A 20,787-nucleotide genomic window follows, 5' to 3' on the forward strand; every position below is an offset into this window, starting at 1 on the left:
TGTTCAGGGGTGTTGAGGAAGTGATCGGATTACAAATCCGCGGCCGTGCAATTCTGGAATTAGGCGTGACAACGCTGTCACCGTCTGGTCGCGCAGACTGGCTTGATTGCCTGGTTGCAATTCGTCGGGAGCGCACCCGTCGTGCAACAGCACGATTGCGCCCGGCCGGATATCGGCGAGCACTCTGTCGACGATGGCGTCAACGCCGGGGCGAGACCAGTCGCGTGGATCAATGGACCAATGGACGGGCGCCAATGCCGCACCCGCTGATGCAGCGATTACTTCTTCGGTCCAGATGCCATACGGTGCACGAAAGTACCGAACCATGGCCTGCGGGCAAGCCATCCCTATGACTCTGTTTGCCTCAACTATCTGGCAGTCGACTTCGACGGACCCGCATTTGGCCAGGTCCGGATGAGTCATCGTGTGGTTGGCTATACCGTGCCCGTCTGTAATAATTCGGCGAACGAGTTCCGGCTCGTCGGCCGCGTAGGCCCCAACAACGAAGAAGGTCGCCGTCACCTGATGTTGCGCCAGCACATTGAGTATCTGCGGTGTGAAAAATGAATTGGGACCATCGTCAAACGTCAGATAGACGCTGCGCTCTGCAGTGCCATCGGCATTGTCACTCTGCCCTTCGCATATGTAGTCCAGAGGCTTCATAGTTCCGGACCGTTCCGGTCGATCAGGGTACCGGACGGCCACTCGTCCATCGAGCGTCCGATCGGCGAAACCAACACGAGTACGTCTTCCAGGCGCGTGGGCGGCAGGTCGGGATGCACATCTGGACGGGTCGATCGTACGCGAACGCCCGACACAATGTTCGCGAGGCCGGCTCTGCAGAATCTTTCGACATGGTTTCGCAGCGCGTGCCGAACCGTGCCGAAAGCGAATGGAACACCCAACTGATGGAGCACTGGGTACGCCACGCGCATCGAAAAACCGATTCCGAGCCCTTCAAGATCCGGACGAACCGCGTACAGGCCCAATTCAGCGACGATCAAGTCGACCTCGCCAACTTTGATGAAGCGCCGCAGCATGCCGATGTGAGCCGCTACCCCATGCGCGTCGTAGCCGATTGCGCGGAATTCCGGCCTCGCGCCGGCCCAACTGCGGCCGCCTTCGAATGGCTCCGCGTTGAAGGCGCCAGTCCGTCCATAGGTCTTTCGAAAAAAGTCGGAGAGTTCGACATGGTCGGCCAGTTGCAGCTCATTTTCCCAGCACAACTTCCAATCGACATTCGGGCGCATGGAAGACCTCACCTTGGAGCTGTCTGGTTGAGATAAATGTCCAAGCATTGGTTAAATAATTGGCATCGCACCAACGGGGCGTAACTTGTGGAGACCGCCGAAAGACCAAGCCGTAATGCAGATGCGACTGACTTTGTGCGCCCCGCACACCAGATGATGCTCCTCGGATCCAACGCAACCATGGGAACTACCTATCTTTCCAACTTGAAGCGCCTCTATGGGACCTGCAGCAAAAACGGTAAAATCCTTTGTTTAGATGAAAGGTATCCACGCTTTGGATAACTGGGCGAATGCGTTCCATATGGCTGGTCAATTATCGTCGTCACGCTCGAGGCACTTCTGACGAAGCGCAAAGCTCACGCCCGCGGCACGCGCGGCCGTTGCCGGGCCGCGCGATTATCTCCGTAAGAGCCGAGCGGAGCTCAGACACGACGATTGATCAGAATCTGATTCGCGGGTTCAGTATCTCTTTCGTGTATCCAGCTCTGGGCTGTCCTTTGGCGGGAGTTAGGTTCGCCCAGGTTCTGAGCCTGGGGCGTCGGCCCGTTCGCCGCACAGGCTCCTTCGCACATCGTCGAGGCCGAGAAAGAGGGGGCCACACAGCTCCCCCTGTACTTTCCACCACCCGACACCAGCGCTCACCCAGGGCGCCGGCCTTGCTCACCTCAACGGATAGCGCACTCGCGCCGCTTCACGATTAAAAGAATTCTACAAGCAGATGCCTGTTTGATCGTGAGACGTCCGCTGCCAATTCCCGCATCGCAGAGGCAGCCAATAGCGCTCGCTTCACATAGTGGTCCGGCAAGCAGCTAGATACGACAGGTGACCTCAAATGAGGCGTCTTGCATGGCTTCTACACCTGCCTGAATGCCAGAACTGCGTTCGTACCGCCCATGGCGAAGGCGTTGCTCATGGCGACGCGCACCTTGCGCTCGCGCGGCACATTGGGTGTGATGTCGAGGTCGCAAGCGGGATCTGGCTCGCGATAGTTGGCGGTCGGCGGCACGACGTCCTCTTGGATTGCCATCACGCAGGCGATCATTTCAAGCGCGCTCGCTGCGCCGAGGCAATGCGCGTGCGTGGACTTGGTGGAAGAGATGGACATCAAATAAGCGTGGTTTCCAAACACACGCTTGATCGCCGCCGTTTCAGTCTGATCATTGCTTTTGGTACCGGTGCCGTGCGCGTTGAGGTAGTCGACGTCCTCGGCATTCAGCCCGGCATCGGCAAGGCAGGCGCGCATCGCCGACGCTGGCCCCTCGACAGATGGCGCGGCAATGTGGAAGGCATCGGCGGAAAGGCCGACGCCGGCGATCTCGGCAAGAATTGTGGCACCACGCCTCGTGGCATGCTCGTAGCTTTCCAGCACGGCCATGCCCGCACCCTCGCCCAGCACCAGGCCCTTCCTATCGGCGGAGAAGGGCCGGCAGGTATCGGGTGAAAGCACGCGCATTGCTTCCCATGCTTTCAGCACGCCCCATGCGAAGGGTGCGTCGCTGCCTCCGGAAACCATTACGTCGGCCCGGCCCAGCTTGATCTGGTCCACCGCCGAGGCGATCGCATGGTTGGCCGAGGCACATGCGGAGGTCACCCCGAAGACCGGCCCGCGCAAGCCGAGGCTCAAGCTCACCTGGCCGGCGGCGGCGCTTGGCATCGTTTTGGGTACAGCGAGGATGCCAACTCGCCTCGCGCCGTCCAAAAGGAGGGCCCGGTAAGTTTCCTCCATCACATCCCAGCCCAAGCCGCCGACGCCCACTGTCGCGCCGAAGCGATGGGCATTCCCCTCGTCGCAGGAAAGTCCGGCCTGCCGCATGGCTTCGCGCGCTGCAAGCACGGCGAGCAAGCTGAAGCGGGCCATGGAGACGAACTGCTTGCGATTGATGTCGTGCTGGGGCAGCGCCTTGATCTCAGCGCCGGTCATGCCCTCCAGGTCATGAAGCTCGGAATTGGCGATCGGGCCGATGGCGGAGCGGCCTTCGCGCATCTCTTTCCACATAGAGGCGGCGTCGGTGCCCAGTCCGCACAGGCCGCCCACTCCGGTGATAACGACGCGCCTGTCCATTCAAGCCTCCTTCGCAAGCAAGCCGCGGACGGCTTCCACGACGTCGCCGACATTCTTGAGATTGGACCAGGCATCGGCCGTGTTCATGTCGATCTTGATGCCGTAGGCCTGCTCCACATCCCAGAGGACGTCCGCCAAACCCAGCGAATCAAACCCGAGCGCGTCCAGTTCCGTGGCGATTGTTATCTCGCCGACGAATGACGCAGGCATTCCCTCACCGCTCTCCGACTCGGCGCGTTTCTTGATCAGGGCAATGACGTCCGTTGCGAATTGATCGGCCATTCTGTTTCCTGTCTTTCTTTCCCGCGTTTCGACCTGGACGCGGCTCAGTTCCTGAGGCGCGCCGCGTCGCGAAAGCCATCACGCTTGGGCAACTGACAAAGCCCAATGCTCATAAAGCCGGATCAGGTCCGGCCGGTGTGTGGCGTAGGTGCAGTATGACGATGTGAGCCGCTACACCGTGCGCGTCTCCCAGTCTGTCCATAGACTCGGAAGAAGTCGGACCCGGTCAGTTGCAACTCCCTTTCCCAGCACTCCACTGCCCGGTAGAGCGCATGAAAAATCTCCTTTCGGGCGGTTTCTGTTCTGCCCATGCAGGATTCCAGAACATTGATGAAATCGTTTGTTTCGATGAAAGGCATCCACACTTTGGATGGTTGACACGCGTTTCAAAGATCGTGAACTACATCTCGTCGTTGTGCTCGACGCACTCCCGACAGAGCGCAACCTCATGGGCGCGGCATGCAGGATTAACCGAGCCCAGCCGGTCATGAGTGCGGCCGGCCGGGTCGGGCGATAGGCAGTCATGCCCTGCCCTTCCTGCGGGTCAAGCACTCCGAAAAAACATTTCCCCCATAAATGCTAGATCTTCCGTTGCCTTTTCGCGGGCTTCTGCGTGAGGTGAGGCACGCCATCCATGGCATGTGGCACACGCACGCGATGCCAGTGCACGGTCGTTTTCTCGGCAAGGCCGTTCTCTACCTCGACCCGCACGCGCTCGCCCTGACGGACCCGGATTTCCGGGCCTGGAACGGGCCTTCGGCGCGCAATCGAGCCCGGTTCACCCGGCCCAATGGCGTCCACTTTGGGGGCGCATGCACTGCAGACCCGCTGGACCTGATCCGGGAGAGGATGGGCGCGGCGATTGGAATAGCTATGAAAGCGCATCGGACCGTGGAACTGCGCGCGCAGACTTTCGGAGGAAGGCTCGCTTTTAAACGTTATCGTGCAACTCTGACCGTTCTTCGCCTTGGCGGGTGCCGCGGAAGAATCCCGGGTTCTGCGAGCGCTGCGAGAACACCTGCGGTCGATCCTGTACCACAATCTCGCGAAGCTCGATGCTCTCTACAAACGATGTCTTGGATTCTCACGCCCTTATTTCAGCACTTCGCTCGCTTGCCCGACTCGGCCGCGGTCAGCCTTCACCGCCAATTTTATTGGCGCAGCGACGTTCCTATCGGTTCAGGCGAAGCTTCTTGAACCTGCCGCTCTCTCGTTGCCCTGGCACGATTAATCGTCCTCTCAGTCTGTCATTGGCGGAGTCGCTCCTGAGGCGCGCGCCGGCGAGTTCGAGGAGCGCGTGGCTATCTCCTCGGTCCAGCCGGATTCCGCTGCGCGCTCAGCCAATTCCTGGAAGGCCGATTCCAAGGCGAGCTGGCATTGAAGGCCGCGGTCCGGATGGTCGACTAGCTTGGTTCCACGATCGCAATGCTTGATCGCTTCATTGCAGGCCATGGGCTCTCGCCCTCTCCTTTTGCCACACGAGGCGCCAGCTCACGTGTTGTGCGCCCCGGCAACCGCTTTCACCAGCCGCTCCAGCGATCCCGCGCGCTCCAGCTCCGCAAAGAATGATGCGGCGTGACGCTACCCAGCCGGTGCTTCTCGGCCATTTGCACACATAGGGATAGTCGACCATGAAATCGGACCGAGGCGAGGCGTTGGACGTTTCAGTCTTGGTCTGAATGCGCCGCCCACGAGCCGATCGGCCTTCTCGATGATTTGGCGCACCCTCGTTGTCGACAAGCCATGTTCCTGAGCCAGGTCGGCGAAACTCTTGCCCTTCAGAAAGCCGTCGACCAGGGCTATGTTCCTATCGACGGTCGGCTAAATCCCAGCAGGCGCGCGCAGTTTTCCGGCATCATTCCGTTTGTTCATCCGCTTGTCCGCGCCCCCTGCAAATCCTACCGGGCCAAATCGGTGCTTGGAAGACCCACTCATGTCATGGCCTCGGGAAAGTACAAGGCCGACGGTTATGTGAATACGAAAGATGCTGGCGATCACCATGATCGTTGGTGACCGCTGACCTCCCCAATGTCGGCTTCGACGGCACACCGGGAGCTCTCGGCAATGTTGAATAATTCCGTTTGAAGATGGTTGACTTCGTCGTCGAGGCTCGATCCATCAGGATCGGTATCGACGATTCTATATTTGAGAAACCCAAATTCGTTTGACTCGCGCAATTCGCTGTACGGCGTATCATCGCAAGCGCGGGATTCCGACATCCTGCGAAGTGCCCGCGTTGCTGGAATCGATTTTGCGGAAGTAAAAAGGCCCCGGCGCTGGGTCGGCGCGCAGGGCCTTCAGGCATGTACGAGCTACCAGCATGTCCAGTTATGATCGTGCGCTATCATAATGAACAAACGGTGAATGATCGCTATCCGAGGTGCAGGGCGGGCGAGATGGTGGGGCGGTGGGGGACCTGTACCGCTGCAGCGGGGCCACGAGCAGCGACTCGAGCCATGCGCCACGCTGCAGGACCTCGATTTCGGGCCAAGCCTCGAGCCCGCAACTCGCCTTGCTTCTCGGAAATCATAAGGCTTTGTGGGGCGGTTAAGCAGCGCGATATGGCCGCGGCGATACGAAGTTTTCATCTTTACCCTGTTCAGACGGTCAGGCTGCCTTCGCCGCCGGCTTGGCTGCCTTGACATGGGTTATACTGCGGCGACCGTCGACGCCGATCGGAACGTCACCGTCAACCGTAGCGCGACGCACAACCCGGTGCTGGTCGCCATAGTCGTTGACCGCATAATGCTGGTTAGCACGGTTGTCCCAGATAGCGACGTCGCCTACTTGCCAGCGCCACCGCACGGTATTTTCCGGGGCAGTGACGTAGGACTGGAACACCTCGTAGAGTTTGGCGGAATCGCTCTTGGAAAGGCCGACGAGGCGCTGCACGAAATTGCCGAGCAGCAGCGACTTCTCCCCGGTTTCCGGATGGACGCGCACGACCGGATGCTCGGTCTCGTAGATCGTCGATGTGAAAACTTCCTCGAAGTGCTTCTTCTCTTCGGCTGTGGCGCGCGGGCGCACGGCTGCGTAGTCGTAGGCATTGCTATGAATAGCCCACAGATTGTCCGCCAATATTTTGAGCGGCGCCGGCAGATTCTCGTACGCGGCGTGCGTGTTGGACCAGATCGTGTCGCCCCCCGCCGCCGGAATGACGACGCCACGTAGGACCGAGAATTTCGGATAGGCATCGACGAAAGTCACATCGGTATGCCACTGGTCTGCCCTGCCACCGCCACGGCCGGAATCGAGATTGAGGATTGAGGCCGTGCCGGCTGCCGGCCCCTGCGTGGGATGAGGTACAAGGTTACCCAGACGCCGCGCGAACAATTCCTGCTCCGCATCGTCGAGATGCTCCTGGCCGCGGAAGAAGATCACCTTGTGTTTTAGAAGAAGCTGGTTGATGGCTGCTATCGCTGCGTCCGAAAGGTCTCCACCAAGGCGAACTCCTCTGATTTCAGCTCCAACACGGCTGGTCAGCGGTACAACGTCGGAGTCAGGAATTCTCTTCGTCAAGCTCGAAAGCCAAAATCCCGGCGGATCGATCAAGGATCGCATTGCGTTGTCGATGATCGTTAATGCCGAACAGCGTGGCCAGCTCGCGCCGGGCGGTACAATCATCGAAGCGACCGCTGGCAACACAGGGCTCGGCCTGGCCTGGCGGCACGAAGCGCGTGATCGCGTGTCCAAAAGCTGACAGCGTCAGACAAATGTCAGGTTCATTACAACCAACATCTGGGCACTGACGAGGTTTTTCGAAGCAATGGGCGCTAACTGCGCGCTGAGCGCGTTGGCATGGCTTTTGAGACTGAGTGACTGTGACTGCACTTAATGGGGCAAGACGAGCGATGCGCTCCTCCCTGAACCCGTGTGCCGTCTCTGAGAGGAAACCAGCTCGTGCAGAAACCTTTGGAAATAGCTTTGGACCGCAACGTGGTATTGCAGATGGAGTCCCCGGCTCCTTCGATTAGAGTCGAGAACTGGCTGCATGGCGAGCCCCTCACGAGCTTTGAGCCCGGCAAGTGTACATAGTCGAATTTTGGGCAACTTGGTGCGGCCCATGTGTGGACGGGATGCCCCATCTGATCCAGCTGCAGGGCGTCGCCAGGCGCGCCATCTGGACAGCAGGAGCTGGACTATGGGCAAGGTAACAGGCTTTCTCGAAATCGACCGGCAGGTGCACAAGTACCAGCCGGCCTCCGACCGCATCCGGCATTTCCGTGAATTCACGCTGCCGATGTCGGACAAGGAGGTCGAGAAACAGGCCGCGCGCTGCATGGATTGCGGCATTCCGTTCTGCCACGGGCCAACGGGCTGTCCCATCCACAACCAGATCCCGGACTGGAACGACCTCGTCTACAATGGCGACTGGGACAATGCGATCCGCAACCTGCATTCGACCAACAATTTCCCGGAATTCACCGGCCGCATCTGCCCCGCACCTTGCGAGGAAGCCTGCACGCTGAACCTCGAGGACATTCCCGTCGCCATCAAGACGGTCGAGCAGGCGATCGCCGACAAGGCTTACGAGACCGGCCATATCAGGCCCTATCCGCCGGAGAAGAAGACCGGCAAGCGCGTCGCCGTCATCGGCTCCGGCCCGGCCGGCATGTCGGCTGCCCAGCAGCTCGGCCGCGCCGGCCACGACGTCCATGTCTATGAGCGCGAGAGCCGGCCCGGCGGGCTGATGCGTTACGGCATTCCCGACTTCAAGATCGAGAAGCACTATATCGACCGGCGCATCGAGCAGATGCAGGGCGAGGGCGTCACCTTCCATTGCGGCGTCAATGTCGGCGTCGACAAGCCGGTTGCCGAGCTGCTCGCCGAACATGACGCGGTGCTTTATTGCGGCGGTTCCGAAACGCCGCGCGCGGCCGGCATTCCCGGCGACGATCTCGGCGGCGTGCATGACGCGATGCCCTATCTGGTGCAGCAGAACAGGCGTGTCGGCGGCGAACCGATCCAGTCGGTGGCGTGGCCGTCGCATCCGATCCTCGCCGGCGGCCAGCATGTGGTCGTCGTCGGCGGCGGCGATACCGCGTCCGACTGCGTCGGCACCGCCTTCCGCCAGGGCGCGGTCCGCGTCACCCAGCTCGACATCCGTCCGCAGCCGCCGGAAAAGGAAGACAAGCTTTCGGTCTGGCCCTACTGGGCGACCAAGATGCGCACCTCGTCCTCGCAGGCCGAAGGCGCCGAGCGCGAGTTTCAGGTGGCGACGCTCGAGTTCATCGGCGAAGACGGCCAGCTGACCGGGGTCAAATGCTGCGAGGTCGACGAAAAGCGCAAGCCGATCGCCGGCAGCGAATTCGTCATTCGTGCCGATCTCGCGTTCATCGCCATCGGCTTTGCCGGGCCAGCCGCTCGCGGGCCGGTGTCGGAACTGGCCGGCCAGATGAAGATCGCCATTGACAGCCGCCGCTCGAAGAATGTCGAGGCCAATGACCGGGACTACAGGACCAGCGTCGAAAAGCTCTATGCGGCGGGCGACGTGCGGCGCGGCCAGTCGCTGGTCGTCTGGGCGATCCGCGAGGGCCGCCAGGCGGCGCGCGCCATCGATGAGGCGCTGATGGGATCGAGCGTGCTGCCGCGCTGAGTCCGTCTCGAGACCCTACTTGTGCGGCCACCTGAAGGCGCTTTCCGCCCTTCCGCTGCCCCGGGCAGCTTACGGACTGATCGCCGTGGTCGTTTCGGTTGTGGCCCCGGCCGCAGGCTGCCGCCTTGGCGGCCAAGAAAAATCGTCGGCGCGGCCGGGCGAAGCAGCGCTGGGTTTAAGTGCTTGGGGTGACACGGCGTGATCTCCGCCGTTGGCGGGAACAGGGCAGTGCAATAGTACTGCCCTGTTCCTTTTGATCAGAGGCCAGTGCGGATTTCTTCGGCAAGCGCCCTCAACGTCGTCTCGACGTCATCGCCGTTTGCCATCTTCTGCATCGCCACGGCCCATGCGTTCATGGCTTCGCCGAAGCCGACACGCGGTGTGAAAGCCAGCGCGGCTTGATCCTGTATCTTTTTGAAGCTGTCAACGAAGTTGTTGAACTCGGGCTGCGAAGCGTACTTAGTCTAGGTATCGTCCTGCCAGGTCGACGTGCGCGGCGGATTGACGAGCTGGCCAGCAAGGGCACCCTTGAGCGCCACCTGCTTGGAGGTGGCCCACGGGATGAACAGCCAGGCCGTGCCCTTCTTTTCGGAAGCCGCGTTCATGGCGAGAGCCCAGATCCAGATGTCAGAATCCAAGCTCGTGGCGCTCGGTGCGTGCAGCGGCGGAGCGAAGGCGATCTTGCCGGATGCCGGCTTCCCCGCAACATCGTTCCAGAAGCCGAACATTTTTGAGTCGATCGTCATCGCGGTGCGGCCGGACGAGATGCCGTCCACGACCTGGTTCCAGTTATCATTGGCGAAGGAAGGAGCCGCGCACTTCTTGATCATGTCCGAATGTAGTCGTATCCAGCATCGGTAAGCTTCGGATCACTCAGGTATTTGTCCAGCAGGCGCCACTCGGAGCGAGGTCCTACGCGGGCTGAATGCCAGTGCCGAACACATCCCATGCTGGCGACTTCGTCGTCAGTTGGATCGTCATCTTGTTCCAGTAAGAATCGTCTGGGTAGAGTTCCGGCGTGACCTTGATGCCGGGTCAGCTTCTCGAACTCCGGAAAGTTGCGCAGCGAGAGCATCCGCATAGGGGTGGATGTCGTAGGCCCAAGTTATGCTGGTCCCTTCGAATTGACGCCAGTTCACGGTGTCGGCAGCGGCCGAATTAGTGAGCGATGCCGAAACGGCAAGAAACGCCAAGTCAAAAGCAAGCTGTTTGCGTAGCGACGCGCACCTGTAACGAGTACGGGGAATGAGCGACCCATGTAATCCTCCCTGGGGCATTTTGCCAATTTTTGGGTCCACTCCTCCATCCCGAGTTTGCTCATAGCCACAATAAGCGGTTTCCAACGACCTCGCTCTGAATGCACCAGGCCAACTGGGTAAAAACGGGTAACCGGCACTTAAAGGCGATGTAGTATCGCCACCAGAAATACTGCTCCGTGGTGCTGGCCTTTGCCTGGGGGCGCAACACGGCAACTACCCGCTCAAAACGGTTGGTCCTCTACCTCTTATTCACCGTCGCTTTCCTCGCGGCCTAACCCGGCCGGAATATCCGTTGCCAGAAAAAGGCCTCGCGGCCGGTTCGAGGCGCATCCCTCCTCCGAAGCAGCACGCTCAAGTATCGTCACAAGCCCCGAGCGCTTCGCGTTCGGCGATGTCCAAATTCCGACAATGTCGGATACAGTCAGATCTACTGGATTGCGTTTGAATGGTTTTCTCATTTGGCACAGTACATGCGGGTCATCCGCAAAACACGTGACCGACCAACAAGAGTTCGCATGATCACCTTACCACAACATACAGCCGCCGCGGAACAATCACTTGGCCCCTGATCGCCCGCCCCGGCACCACAACCGGAGTCATCGATGTTCTGACAGGCTGCCCAAGGATACCTGCTGCAACAGGGCTTGCCCTGGTGACGACCACTCCGGCTCCGCCGGTTACCGACGAGGGCAAAGTGACGGATTTCCTGCTTTTCAACGGCATGGAGGTGGCTGTCATTCCCGACCACCGCGCCGCTCGTCACCGATATGGTCTGGTGCAGGATCGGCAGCGCGGATGAGCCGCCGGGGATATCTGCATGTCTTCGAGCATCTGATGCTCAAGGCGCCTCATGACGAGCACGGCTCCGTCGCCTGGAGAGATTGAACCCAAAGGGAGATTCAGATGTCTGAAGCGAATCAGGAAAAGTTGGACGCATTCTTGGGGAAAATGGTCGGCGATCTCGGTGCGATCGCAACGGGCGCGGGAGTCCTGCTGGGGGACAGACTCGGCCTGTTTAAGGCATTGCGCGAAGGCGGCAAGATGACGGCCGCCGAACTTTCGACACGCACCGGCACCCAGGAACGCCTCGTAAGGGAATGGCTTTCCGGGCAGGCGGCGGCGGGTTACGTCGACTACGATGAAGCGAGCGACAAATTCTATCTCAACGCCGAGCAAGAGCTGGTGTTCGCTGATGAAGACAGCCCGGCCTTCATGGCAGGCGCATTCGAGTTCCTGTCCGCGCTGTGGCTCGATGAAGAAAAGGTGAGGCAGGCATTCCAGTCCGGCAAGGGCGTCGGGTGGCACGATCATAGCGCGTGTCGTTTCGCGGTACGGAACGGTTCTTCCGTCCAGGCTACAATGCCAATCTGATCGACTCCTGGCTGCCGGCCTTGGAGGGCGTCGTCGAGAAGCTCGAACGCGGCGTGGACGTCGCGGATGTTGGATGCGGTCATGGTGCATCGACCGTGCTCATGGCACAGGCCTTCCCCAATTCGCGCTTCGTCGGCTTCGACTATCATGCCCCCTCGATTGAGCGCGCCCGCAAGGCGGCCGAGGTAGCCGGCGTCGGCGTTAACACGCGGTTCGACGTGGCGGCCGCCAAGAGCTATCCCGGAACGTATGACCTCGTCACATTCTTCGATTGCCTTCACGACATGGGCGACCCGACGGGCGCCGCCACCCATGTCCACGGATCGCTCAAGCCGGACGGCACGTGGATGATCGTCGAGCCGTTCGCGCATGATCATCTGGCGGCGAACCTCAATCCCGTCGGCCGCGTTTACTATGCCGCTTCCACTTTCGTGTGCACGCCCGCATCCGTGTCGCAGGAAGTCGGGCTCGCGCTTGGAGCCCAGGCCGGTGAGGCGAGGCTGCGCAAGGTTGTGACCGGCGGCGGCTTCAAGCGATTGCGTCGCGCCGCGGAGACACCGTTCAACATGGTGCTGGAGGCCCGCCCTTAGCGTGGCCGTCGCCAGAAATTGCAGCTCATCGCATTTGATTGAAGATCACCGCCAAAAATCCGGACGCATCGGGGACATTTTCAAGGCGCCTGGGTTCACGCAGAGGTCGCTGCCGAGTTGTGTGCCAAGAGTCCCATACGTTGCGGCTCAGAAAGGACCCGACGCACGGCTACGAACATGCCCATAGTGATGGCCGCTATAATCACATATGCCCACCATGGCGCGTTCACAAAGCTGGTAAGCCACGTCGCACCGAACGCGCTTACGACAAAAACGAGAGCCTCGATAAAATGACTGAGCCTGTACACATTCAGTCGTCTCATCCTCATACCACCCATCCAAAGACTGAGCTTGTTGCGCTACTGCGACAGAGCCTAACATATTGGAGAGCGCTCACTATTTCTATGCTAAACAGTCTCGCCTGAGTATATGTTTTGAGTCGCTAATTATGGAATTCTGCCAGTCTGCATTTCCCCTGATCTGATGTAGAGCAGCTTCTAAGTGGGAATTAGTCCCCCATCGACCGGATCGGGCGACACGAACATGCGCTGAAGGCTTGGCGGAACGGCTACTGGGACCATGATGCTACTCGAATGCAAGATCGTGTCAGAACGTCCCGGGAAGGCTGCAGGCAGGGGATGTCAGGTCAATCAGCCTATAGATATGATACCGCCCATTCGCTGAGACTTCACGATGGGCATAGGAGGTGGGAATTCGTGCCTTGAGATGGACGCGGCTGTCGGAGCAGGCGAGCACGGCAGCAGCGATGGCCTGAACCTTCGGGCCGCTGACAAAAACGTTCACCACCGCACGCGAGCCGAACCCGTCGAGATACGTCTCGAAAGCATCGAGGTGGGCCATCAGCCCGAAAGCCTGGATGTCGCGAACTTCGCCATCTTCGAGCCGGTGGGTTTCACGTACCTTGGCCACCTGTTGATCGAGCAAAGCATCGATATGCGCATTCTTCTCGCTTCTTGGGACGAGGAGCGAGATCCGTTCCGGACTGACGATATCGATCAATCCGTAGAATACGTCGGCATCTCCTCCGATCCCCACGAGCAGGACTTTCTCTTCGCCCATTCCTCCGCTGCCTTGAAGATGAGGGACGGTGACGTATCGGTCCAAGCCGCTGGAAAAATCCTCTTTGCCGATCGCGTTCCCGTAGATACCTTCGGCGTACCCGAATTCGAGAGACTGAATCGACATTTTCTTGAATGCCACCGCAATCAGCCATTGGATGTAGATTCGCGGCATCGTCGAGCACTCGACGAAAACCTTCCGCAGGCTTCCTTCGTATGAGCCACATGAAGCGGCCATCTGAGTGAGCAGGTGATCGAGGAGATTGATGTTCTTCTGATACTCGATGGAAGGCTCGAGGGTGATCGCAGTCACTTCGACGCCCCATCGGGTACCCATAGCGATGAGCTTTCGCCGGTTTTCTTCGACGGCTGGGACGTTCGCTTCCTTCAGAGCAAAGTCCAGAACCACGATTTTGCCGACCTTCAGGTCAAGATGGTTTTCGAACGCGGCGAAACGCGTTTCCCATCCAAGCGCGACGATCGCGATATCTGCCTCCATCGTTTCGCAGGTACCTGCATCTCTCGCCTTCTCAGTGACGGCCAGATGGCCGAAGACTCGATACTCGACAGTTGAAGCGGTCATTCGAGATCGCTCTCGAAAAGCGAGTGCTGGAATTCGGTCTTGAGTGCGGGCCGCGCGACGAGCTCCTTAAACACCGAGTCGGCCCAGTCTTCTGGGAGCCGATGCCTGGTAAAAAGCAGGTCGACCATCTGCGCCGCAGGGATTGTGTTGATTTCGTACGGGCCGCGATAGGAGAACCCGAAGTAAGGTGCAAATCGCCGATGCAATCTGATCAGCATCTCCTTCGATGCGGGGTCGGCGCGGTCCACCTCAAAGTTGCCGGCGGCGGAGACCTCCCGGATAAACCCATCCCTTTCCGCCCGACGCAGGACCTCGTCCAGTTTTCCGCTGGGTTGCTCCAGTCGGTTCACCAGCGAGCGCATTTCCTTTAGATCAACCCTGAAAATGCCTCTCTCTGTCGTTCCTAGAGCATTTTCTTCGGCAAACTCTGTCTGGAGGCGAGCGGTCAGGTAACCCAACGCCCGCACCATGCGCACGCTCTCTTCTTCGTACGGATGTGAAAGCGCCTGAAGTCCATCAAGCTTCCGTTGAGAGGCGGCGTTCACAGCCTGTCTCTGCTGTTCGAGATGAATCTGTAAATCCGAGTTGATGAATTCCACCAGTTTTCGTGGATCACTGGAACTCGGAACACTGCGGCGGAAGATCTCTCCCATTATATCAAGGAAATCGCGTATACAGACGTCGCTCAATGATGTGATGATCTGGTGCCCTACGTACGGGTAGTCATGCAGACGCAGCATCTGGCACGCTTTCAGAAAAGCCCATCCCTGTTTCCGGGCGATCGACCTCTTCAGATTTGAAGCATCCGCCTTGCTCATGGGCCGGCGCTTGATTTCCGGGTTCATGAGCGCGAGCGCCAGCCCTTCGGCATAAGGGCGCGCTTTTCGATCAAGAAGGAATTGCTGCTGATCCGCCGTCCTCAAATTCACGGAGAGGAATTCACGTGCTGCATCAGCGAGTGCCACAAGCTCTTCTCTGCCCTCGGAATGACCCGATATGATAACCCGCTCGATGATGTCATTGACGGAAAGCCGCCCCAGCCGGTTTTTGAGCGAAAACGCGCTGAGCGCATCGTTGCGCTTGAGATCACTCCGCAGATGGTCAGGAAGCGCATAGTAGAGCCGAAGCGACGACACGTTCTCGCACAGCGTGGCGAACTCCCTCGGATCGACTGAATCAAGATTCTCGACGTCCCGGTCAGCATTCGAGAGCGACTGGCCGGGTATGATCGTCCGGATCGTGTCGTAAAGGCCGCCGATGTAGGCGAGGACCCATTTCACATTGCCGCGCGTCTTCCTCACCAAGGTGTTCAGGAACTGCTGTTGGAGCGGTGTCAGTGCCTCACAGTCGTCAATCAGGATCTTGAAGAAGGGCGCCCTGTCACCGGCGAAAGATGGGCCATTTAAAAGTGGGGTGATCGCGGTCGCGACCTTGTTAATGATCGCGCCAGGGTCTGTCGCTCTGAAGCCGGTCGCTCCCTCATCGGCGGCAAAGAAGAACGCGTTGAAGCATTCGTCGACGTACCGGGTTATCCCACCCCGCAGCTCATCTATGCTGAAGAAGTCGAGACGGGCAGGTTGGGGTATGAAGTGCAGCACTTCGCGATGCAGTGCCAAGGCGACGTCCCTATCTTCAGAGGCCCGGTATTTCAAGTGGCTGTCGCGTCTGAGCTGGCTGATGCTCTCGAGCAGGCGTTCGACTATCTTCAGCTCCAGATAGTGAGAGAAGATTACGAATTGCCGCGGGATCACGGCGGCCGTGTCGAAGCGTATCCGCTCCGGAATGAGGTTCAGAACCGCGTTGTCGATTAGGGGCGAAAATGTCTCATTGAGCTGGAAGAAGACGCCATACCAGCCGAGCTTGCCGACTTGGTCCGCGAGACTTTTGTCTTCGAGGATATGAACTGTGGAAAGCGAGCGAAGAATACTGGTCTTGCCGCTGCCTCTCGTCCCTGCGACGAAGACCGGCTTGGCGGCGGCAGAAATCAAGGCCGACTTCTGACTGAACCACAGTATCGGGCGACTTTCGTACTCGATCCTGTTGGGGCCGAACGGATTCTCCATCTCTATTCGTCCCTTACCTTAATGCGCCAAGCCGAGTTTGCCTTCGTGAGGCCGTCTATCTCGACGAAGCGCGCCGCTTGGAGCATCAGAAGAGAGTCTTCCAAATCTAGCCCGAGCTCGGCGGAGGCGGCAATCTCAGTGATCTCGTCCCAGAAGAGTAACCCATTCCCGCGCCTGGTGGCATGGTCGCGCAGTCGGCGCATCAGGTCAAACGTGTCGTTGTTCAGAAAGGCCTTGCCGTTGGACATAGTCGAGATGAAGCAATGTTCGCCTTCCATGACCGTCCCGTCGGCGACATTGGTGCGGTAGGGTATAAGTCGGATGCCGACGAGCTCTCCCTGATCGGTCGTGAAGAAGACGAGCTCATTGAAACCTGACTGTATCTCTGGTGCTGAGATGCAGATCAATTTGCCGTCCGGAAACCTTGGATCGTTGACGATCTCGACCGGATCGGCATGTATGTGTCCATGCAGGTAGACGATAGGCTTGTTGCCCTGCAGCAGCTGAGTTCTGACAAATCCGCTGTTGAGCATCTCCGCGTATGGCGTAATGCGCGGAGTCTTTTGTGGCAGCAGATTGTGATGGCCGATCATGATGCCGTAACGCATGTCGGGCTGCTGGAGCAATTCCTGTAGGCCTGCAAGCATCTCACGCGAGATGTATGGCGTGTCCATCTGACCGTAATACTCGTCGTCGGACGCCTCCTTGTCTGGATCGCTGGGAGGTGTCGCGGGCGAATGTCCCGAGGTGTCCGGCGAGCCGAGATCTACAGGTTCTGTAGAAGGACCGAGTGCCTCGAGACGATCACGAAGGAACGCGGGAAGGTTCTGAAGCTCCCAACTGCCTATCGCTGTGTTGACGAGGATGAAGTTTGCGCCTGCGGATCCTGTCGGAAGTCTGAAGTGCACGGGTTGGTCCACGGGAACGGTCTGCCAACCCAAGCGGGCGGCTAAACTCGCCATTTCGCTGAATTTCTCAGTCGGTCCAAGTTCGCGCGCGTCATCACGGTTCACATCGTGATTTCCCGGTACGAATATCAACGGAAGCGCCTTTGAACTGCGCCCCTGTGCGCGGCAGAGCAACGTGAAATGCTGGAATGCCGAAGCAATGAAAGTCTTGTCGCCACGGCTCGTGAAATCCCCCATGAAGGCGATCGAATCCAAGGGCTTCGAAGTCGTCAGCCGCCGAAGCTTCGTCAAGACGGCACGCAGCGAAGACGCGCGTAGCTTCTGCGTTATTTTCGGAGCGAACTTGCTATCCTTGGCATCGATGTTGCTAGAGGAAGGATGCCAATCCGGATAGTGAATATCGCCTACTTGAAGGATTCGCACCCGTCGCATAACTCGCCCCCCCGCCGAGAGCCATAGACTAATCCGTTCGCTTTTGCCAAGCGCGAAACGATCATCCGACCGCATCGCCTGGAAAGCGCGTTTATCTTTTTGTTGGTAATGGAGAGGCACGACGCAATTGTGCCCCCGGTTGCTTGTCTGCCCACCAAATGGGCACTCAATCTGGGCGCATGGCTTATGATTTCTCGAGTTTGTCCCATAACGAGTTTGAGGATTTGGCCCGCGACCTCGTAGGTCGCGAGATCGACAAGCGTTTCGAGGCCTTTCCCGAGGGACCGGACGACGCGATGGATGGTCGACATGCCCTTGCCGGCGGCGACATTGTGCAGGCGAAGCACTACCAGCGGTCAGGCTTCTCGGCGCTGAAATCCAAGATGAAGAGCGAGCGCACAGCCATTGATGGCTTGGCGCCCTCGCGATACTTCCTCGTCACGTCGGCTTCGCCCGCGGCAGGCGGACACCGGCATGCGCAGCAGGATGAAGCCAGTGAGGGCCAGTAATACACGACAATAGTCATTAGGCTAGAGTACAGTCGCCTTGGGAGGCTGTTCGAATTCAATCCGGCGCTTTTCGGCATCCTTTTTTCGTTTGGTGGTGTCGATACGATATTGGTCAATTCCATCAAGATCGCTCTTCATATCGTTTGGTGTTGGAACTGGAATGGCCTTGGCGGACGCCATGTCATGTCCAGAACGCTCCGAAACTCGCTTCATGGCCCAATAGATTCGCTTGTGGTCTTCGTCCTCGACCACCACACCCTTCAGGCTCTGTGTCTTGACATCGCTGTTAAATCGCTCGACGACTTTACCGAGCAGGATTTCTTCAACGAGCCTCTCCCAGGTTTCCCGAAGATCGCTGTAGAAATCCTTCGCTGACCTTCGCCAAGCATCGGTGGTGAAATCAGTGGCGCCGTCGAAGCTCTTCAGGCGCGTCTTGAGAGTCTCGATGCGCTTCGTGACAGACTGTGCGATCCACGGCTCGTCAGTTTCGCTAATCAAGCCAAAACCGGCAGATTCGGACTTGTTGATGTAGTTTCGAACAAGGGGAATCGGCGGATTGGCCTGCGCAGCTGCGTCAACCACCTCGTTGAAGAACAGAAGATTATGGGTGAAAATAATAATCTGACGTCCTGTGGCCGCTTCTTTTACGAGCCTTGCCGCGACCCGCCTGATCCGAACATGGTCGAGAGATGACACGGGGTCGTCGATGATCATGCCTTGACGCGATGTGTCTCCTCCGACCTCGGCTAAGAAACAGGCCAGGGCAAGCGCGCGCTGCTCTCCTTCGCTTAAGACCTTGCTGTTTGAGATCGCTTTTGCCGCGTTGAGCCCGACCTCGAAATAGCTCTGCCCATCTTGACTACGATCATTAACTGCGAACGGGATGTGCGTTAACGCCAGAGTCTCAATCTCGGCGACGACGCGCTTTTCGAGATCCTGCATGACGAGGCTTCGTCGAAGCGACGTCATCTGCCGTGACACCGAGCCTGTTTCGACAGCATCGCAGCATGAGAGAAGCTTGCGCCGCTCTTCGAGATTCGCCAAGCGCGCGAGAACGATGGTGAGATCGTCGCCCAGTTTTTTCCGATCCTTGAGTGTATCGCGACGAGCTCGATCGGTAGCGCGGTTCCCGTCGTCGGCCGCTGCCTTGTCGTCCGTCAGCGCTTCGGCCTCTAGCGCCTCCGCCTCCGTTCGGAGTTTCGATGCAACTGGCGCCGCAAGTTGCGGGAACGCAGCGTACTCGGACAGCGCAGCCGCAACGACAATTGCATCACGCCTTTTACCTGCCTCGACATAATATGCCGAGATCAGGGCCACCATCGCCTTGCGTGCGGCGGACAGATCGCCAAACTCTCCGAGAGCCGCCTCAACCGCCTCCCCGGTCGCAATGGTGAGTCCTTTGATTTGGCGCAGGGCCTCTTCATGGGCAATAGATGCGACTTGCGCCGCCTTATTTGCGGCGCCCGTTACGAAGTCATTGAAGGATTGGATCCGCCCCGCGGCGTCCGCCGTCATCGGCTCCTGGCAGAGCATGCAACGATCGCCTTCCTGATCTGGCAAGTGCTGATGATCGATGCCAGTGACGCTCGCTAAATAGGCTCGTGCATGGTCGAACATATACCGCCAGGGAGAAAGCCCAACGCCGCTCAACGGCATAGTCGCGAACGCTCCTGAGGCGGCAAGTTGTGCAGCCTGCGCTGTAGAATCGGCTGTTGCATATAGATTGCGATAAATCTCGAGGGCCGCCGCTGAGAGAGCCGCGTCGATCTGTTCAGATGCAGTCAGCAGTTTTTCCAAGGCCGCCTTGGCACGCCGACGCTTTGTCGCCATCGTTGAAGGGTCGCTTGCCAGAGCCTGTTCGAGGCCAGCGAGATCAGCCATGTCCTGCTCTGAGAGGGCAGCGAGGTTTTTGATTTCGGCTGCGGAAGGCATCACGTCCTTTGACTTGATTTCGAGACGAGCCAGCAGCTTTACGACCGCGCCGGCAGCTGTGTACCCACTCGGCAATGGTGTCTTTAGGTTCTTTTCGATCGCTTTGATTTCTTCCCGGAAGTCGGCTTCGAGCTCGGTGCGGTGACGTCCATGGCTTTCGAGAAGCGCGATGGCTGCGGGCAGAAAACCGATACGGTTTTGCTTATCGACGTAGAGGCGAGCGTTCGCGGAGTCGAAAACGGAGATCCGTGCAATTGACGCGGGGGGCAGCGTTCCGTCCTTCCAGGTTATGGGGGTCGGTTCCGTAGCACCCTCTTCGAGAAACCGGACAAGCACTTCGGCTGGCGGTTTGGTGCCGATCTCGAACACGTTGCCAAGAAGATCATCCGCCGTCAGACTACGGCAAAGCTTCTTCGCGATCCGGCAATAGCCGCTCTTTCCGCTTCCATTGTCGCCGTAGATAATGGTGATGCCATCGGTGGCGAAACGCAGTTGCTGCTCTTCGGCGAGGCGGTTCAAATGCTTGACGGGGCCGAGTGAGCAAAGCACCGCGCGCGGCTCGTTCGAACTGTTGGCCCTCAAATGCTCCGCCGAGAGCGGAGAGCATTCGGGCAGATCAGCGGTAAATCCACCGACGTGGCGGACCCGAGCTGTTACACCGGCCTTATCCTCCTGCTCGAGGTTGAAGCCCGGCCGCGCGGCGTGTCTTCTTAAGGCATCCCTAATCCAGTCGGGCTGCTTATCCGCCCATTCCAAAAGTCCAACCTCGGCCATTCCTGCCCCCCGAATCTTACCATCATTATACTTATTGATTAGTCCAGATTCGATGAATTCGCTTGTCTGGACAAATTTTCCTCGCGATCGCACATAG

The 20,787-nt window shown here is 58.9% G+C and carries 13 protein-coding genes and 6 pseudogenes; 8 read left to right on the forward strand and 11 right to left on the reverse strand.

Going from position 1 to position 20,787, the window contains the following annotated elements; genetic code table 11:
- Window positions 1-3: 3 nt before the first annotated feature.
- From nodB to EN851_RS19995, 4 genes are all read right to left on the reverse strand, one after another.
- Window positions 4-663, reverse strand: coding sequence for a chitooligosaccharide deacetylase NodB (gene nodB / locus EN851_RS19980; RefSeq protein ID WP_126057632.1), 660 nt, complete (start codon window positions 661-663; stop codon window positions 4-6).
- Window positions 660-1,250: a NodA family N-acyltransferase gene (locus EN851_RS19985; protein ID WP_024505875.1), complete on the reverse strand. Its 591-nt coding sequence runs from the start codon at window positions 1,248-1,250 to the stop codon at window positions 660-662. Before EN851_RS19985 ends, nodB begins: the two co-directional genes overlap by 4 nt.
- An 853-nt stretch (window positions 1,251-2,103) precedes the next feature.
- Window positions 2,104-3,312: a beta-ketoacyl-[acyl-carrier-protein] synthase family protein gene (locus EN851_RS19990; protein ID WP_127276661.1), complete on the reverse strand. Its 1,209-nt coding sequence runs from the start codon at window positions 3,310-3,312 to the stop codon at window positions 2,104-2,106.
- On the reverse strand, window positions 3,313-3,594 hold the full coding sequence (locus EN851_RS19995) for an acyl carrier protein (RefSeq protein ID WP_029356603.1): 282 nt from the start codon (window positions 3,592-3,594) through the stop codon (window positions 3,313-3,315).
- A gap of 370 nt (window positions 3,595-3,964) precedes the next feature.
- Here EN851_RS19995 and EN851_RS37245 point away from each other — a divergent pair.
- A pseudogene (locus EN851_RS37245) lies at window positions 3,965-4,093 on the forward strand (LysR family transcriptional regulator); the annotation flags it as partial.
- Between the two features lie 104 nt (window positions 4,094-4,197).
- On the opposite strand, the pseudogene EN851_RS20000 reads toward EN851_RS37245, so the two are convergent.
- Window positions 4,198-4,344: pseudogene (locus EN851_RS20000) on the reverse strand (multicopper oxidase domain-containing protein); the annotation flags it as partial.
- A 993-nt stretch (window positions 4,345-5,337) separates the two neighbouring features.
- Here EN851_RS20000 and EN851_RS36385 point away from each other — a divergent pair.
- Window positions 5,338-5,607: a hypothetical protein gene (locus EN851_RS36385; RefSeq protein ID WP_024504272.1), complete on the forward strand. Its 270-nt coding sequence runs from the start codon at window positions 5,338-5,340 to the stop codon at window positions 5,605-5,607.
- 594 nt (window positions 5,608-6,201) lie between these two features.
- Here EN851_RS36385 and EN851_RS20010 read toward each other — a convergent pair.
- Window positions 6,202-7,143: a TauD/TfdA family dioxygenase gene (locus EN851_RS20010; protein ID WP_127389303.1), complete on the reverse strand. Its 942-nt coding sequence runs from the start codon at window positions 7,141-7,143 to the stop codon at window positions 6,202-6,204.
- Here EN851_RS20010 and EN851_RS37250 point away from each other — a divergent pair.
- The 3 genes and pseudogenes from EN851_RS37250 to EN851_RS20025 form a co-directional block, all read left to right on the forward strand.
- Window positions 7,049-7,255 (forward strand): annotated as a pseudogene (locus EN851_RS37250) (pyridoxal-phosphate dependent enzyme); the annotation flags it as partial. The gene EN851_RS20010 and the pseudogene EN851_RS37250 sit on opposite strands and share 95 nt — an antisense overlap.
- 275 nt (window positions 7,256-7,530) lie before the next feature.
- Window positions 7,531-7,694, forward strand: a pseudogene (locus EN851_RS20020) (thioredoxin domain-containing protein); the annotation flags it as partial.
- 41 nt (window positions 7,695-7,735) lie between these two features.
- Window positions 7,736-9,190, forward strand: a complete 1,455-nt coding sequence (locus EN851_RS20025) for a glutamate synthase subunit beta (RefSeq protein ID WP_024504270.1) — start codon at window positions 7,736-7,738, stop codon at window positions 9,188-9,190.
- A 464-nt stretch (window positions 9,191-9,654) separates the two neighbouring features.
- Here EN851_RS20025 and EN851_RS37255 read toward each other — a convergent pair whose 3' ends face one another.
- Complete coding sequence (locus tag EN851_RS37255; RefSeq protein ID WP_245454714.1) at window positions 9,655-10,020, reverse strand: extracellular solute-binding protein; 366 nt, start codon at window positions 10,018-10,020, stop codon at window positions 9,655-9,657.
- A gap of 1,054 nt (window positions 10,021-11,074) precedes the next feature.
- On the opposite strand from EN851_RS37255, the pseudogene EN851_RS20035 reads away from it, so the two are divergent.
- Window positions 11,075-11,295 (forward strand): annotated as a pseudogene (locus EN851_RS20035) (insulinase family protein); the annotation flags it as partial.
- Window positions 11,296-11,352: 57 nt separating this feature from the next.
- Window positions 11,353-12,410, forward strand: a pseudogene (locus EN851_RS20040) (class I SAM-dependent methyltransferase).
- A gap of 606 nt (window positions 12,411-13,016) precedes the next feature.
- Here EN851_RS20040 and EN851_RS20045 read toward each other — a convergent pair.
- The 3 genes from EN851_RS20045 to EN851_RS20055 are packed head-to-tail and all read right to left on the reverse strand — an operon-like array spanning window position 13,017 to window position 17,595.
- A complete protein-coding gene (locus tag EN851_RS20045) occupies window positions 13,017-14,072 on the reverse strand; it encodes a hypothetical protein (protein ID WP_126057630.1) in 1,056 nt (351 codons plus the stop codon).
- Entirely contained in the window at window positions 14,069-16,135 is a 2,067-nt protein-coding gene (locus EN851_RS20050) for a hypothetical protein (protein ID WP_126057629.1), read from the reverse strand. The genes EN851_RS20045 and EN851_RS20050 overlap by 4 nt, the downstream gene beginning before the upstream one ends.
- Window positions 16,136-16,137: 2 nt before the next feature.
- Window positions 16,138-17,595: a metallophosphoesterase gene (locus EN851_RS20055; RefSeq protein WP_126057628.1), complete on the reverse strand. Its 1,458-nt coding sequence runs from the start codon at window positions 17,593-17,595 to the stop codon at window positions 16,138-16,140.
- Window positions 17,596-17,654: 59 nt separating this feature from the next.
- On the opposite strand from EN851_RS20055, the gene EN851_RS20060 reads away from it, so the two are divergent.
- The gene (locus EN851_RS20060) at window positions 17,655-17,984 is read left to right on the forward strand and encodes a hypothetical protein (RefSeq protein WP_186815491.1); all 330 of its coding nucleotides are present in this window, start codon (window positions 17,655-17,657) and stop codon (window positions 17,982-17,984) included.
- A 21-nt stretch (window positions 17,985-18,005) separates the two neighbouring features.
- Here EN851_RS20060 and EN851_RS20065 read toward each other — a convergent pair whose 3' ends face one another.
- The gene (locus EN851_RS20065) at window positions 18,006-20,690 is read right to left on the reverse strand and encodes an AAA family ATPase (RefSeq protein ID WP_126063811.1); all 2,685 of its coding nucleotides are present in this window, start codon (window positions 20,688-20,690) and stop codon (window positions 18,006-18,008) included.
- Window positions 20,691-20,787: the final 97 nt, after the last annotated feature.

The sequence above is a fragment of the Mesorhizobium sp. M8A.F.Ca.ET.208.01.1.1 genome (assembly GCF_004791315.1).
Lineage (GTDB): Bacteria > Pseudomonadota > Alphaproteobacteria > Rhizobiales > Rhizobiaceae > Mesorhizobium.

Coding starts and splice junctions, on each gene's coding strand:
- EN851_RS20065 (WP_126063811.1), bottom strand. CDS start 20,690: ATGGCCGAGGTTGGACTTTTGGAATGGGCGGATAAGCAGCCCGACTGG.
- EN851_RS20045 (WP_126057630.1), bottom strand. CDS start 14,072: ATGACCGCTTCAACTGTCGAGTATCGAGTCTTCGGCCATCTGGCCGTC.
- EN851_RS19985 (WP_024505875.1), bottom strand. CDS start 1,250: ATGCGCCCGAATGTCGATTGGAAGTTGTGCTGGGAAAATGAGCTGCAA.
- EN851_RS19995 (WP_029356603.1), bottom strand. CDS start 3,594: ATGGCCGATCAATTCGCAACGGACGTCATTGCCCTGATCAAGAAACGC.
- EN851_RS20025 (WP_024504270.1), top strand. CDS start 7,736: ATGGGCAAGGTAACAGGCTTTCTCGAAATCGACCGGCAGGTGCACAAG.
- EN851_RS37255 (WP_245454714.1), bottom strand. CDS start 10,020: ATGATCAAGAAGTGCGCGGCTCCTTCCTTCGCCAATGATAACTGGAAC.
- nodB (WP_126057632.1), bottom strand. CDS start 663: ATGAAGCCTCTGGACTACATATGCGAAGGGCAGAGTGACAATGCCGAT.
- EN851_RS19990 (WP_127276661.1), bottom strand. CDS start 3,312: ATGGACAGGCGCGTCGTTATCACCGGAGTGGGCGGCCTGTGCGGACTG.
- EN851_RS20050 (WP_126057629.1), bottom strand. CDS start 16,135: ATGGAGAATCCGTTCGGCCCCAACAGGATCGAGTACGAAAGTCGCCCG.
- EN851_RS20060 (WP_186815491.1), top strand. CDS start 17,655: ATGGCTTATGATTTCTCGAGTTTGTCCCATAACGAGTTTGAGGATTTG.
- EN851_RS36385 (WP_024504272.1), top strand. CDS start 5,338: ATGTTCCTGAGCCAGGTCGGCGAAACTCTTGCCCTTCAGAAAGCCGTC.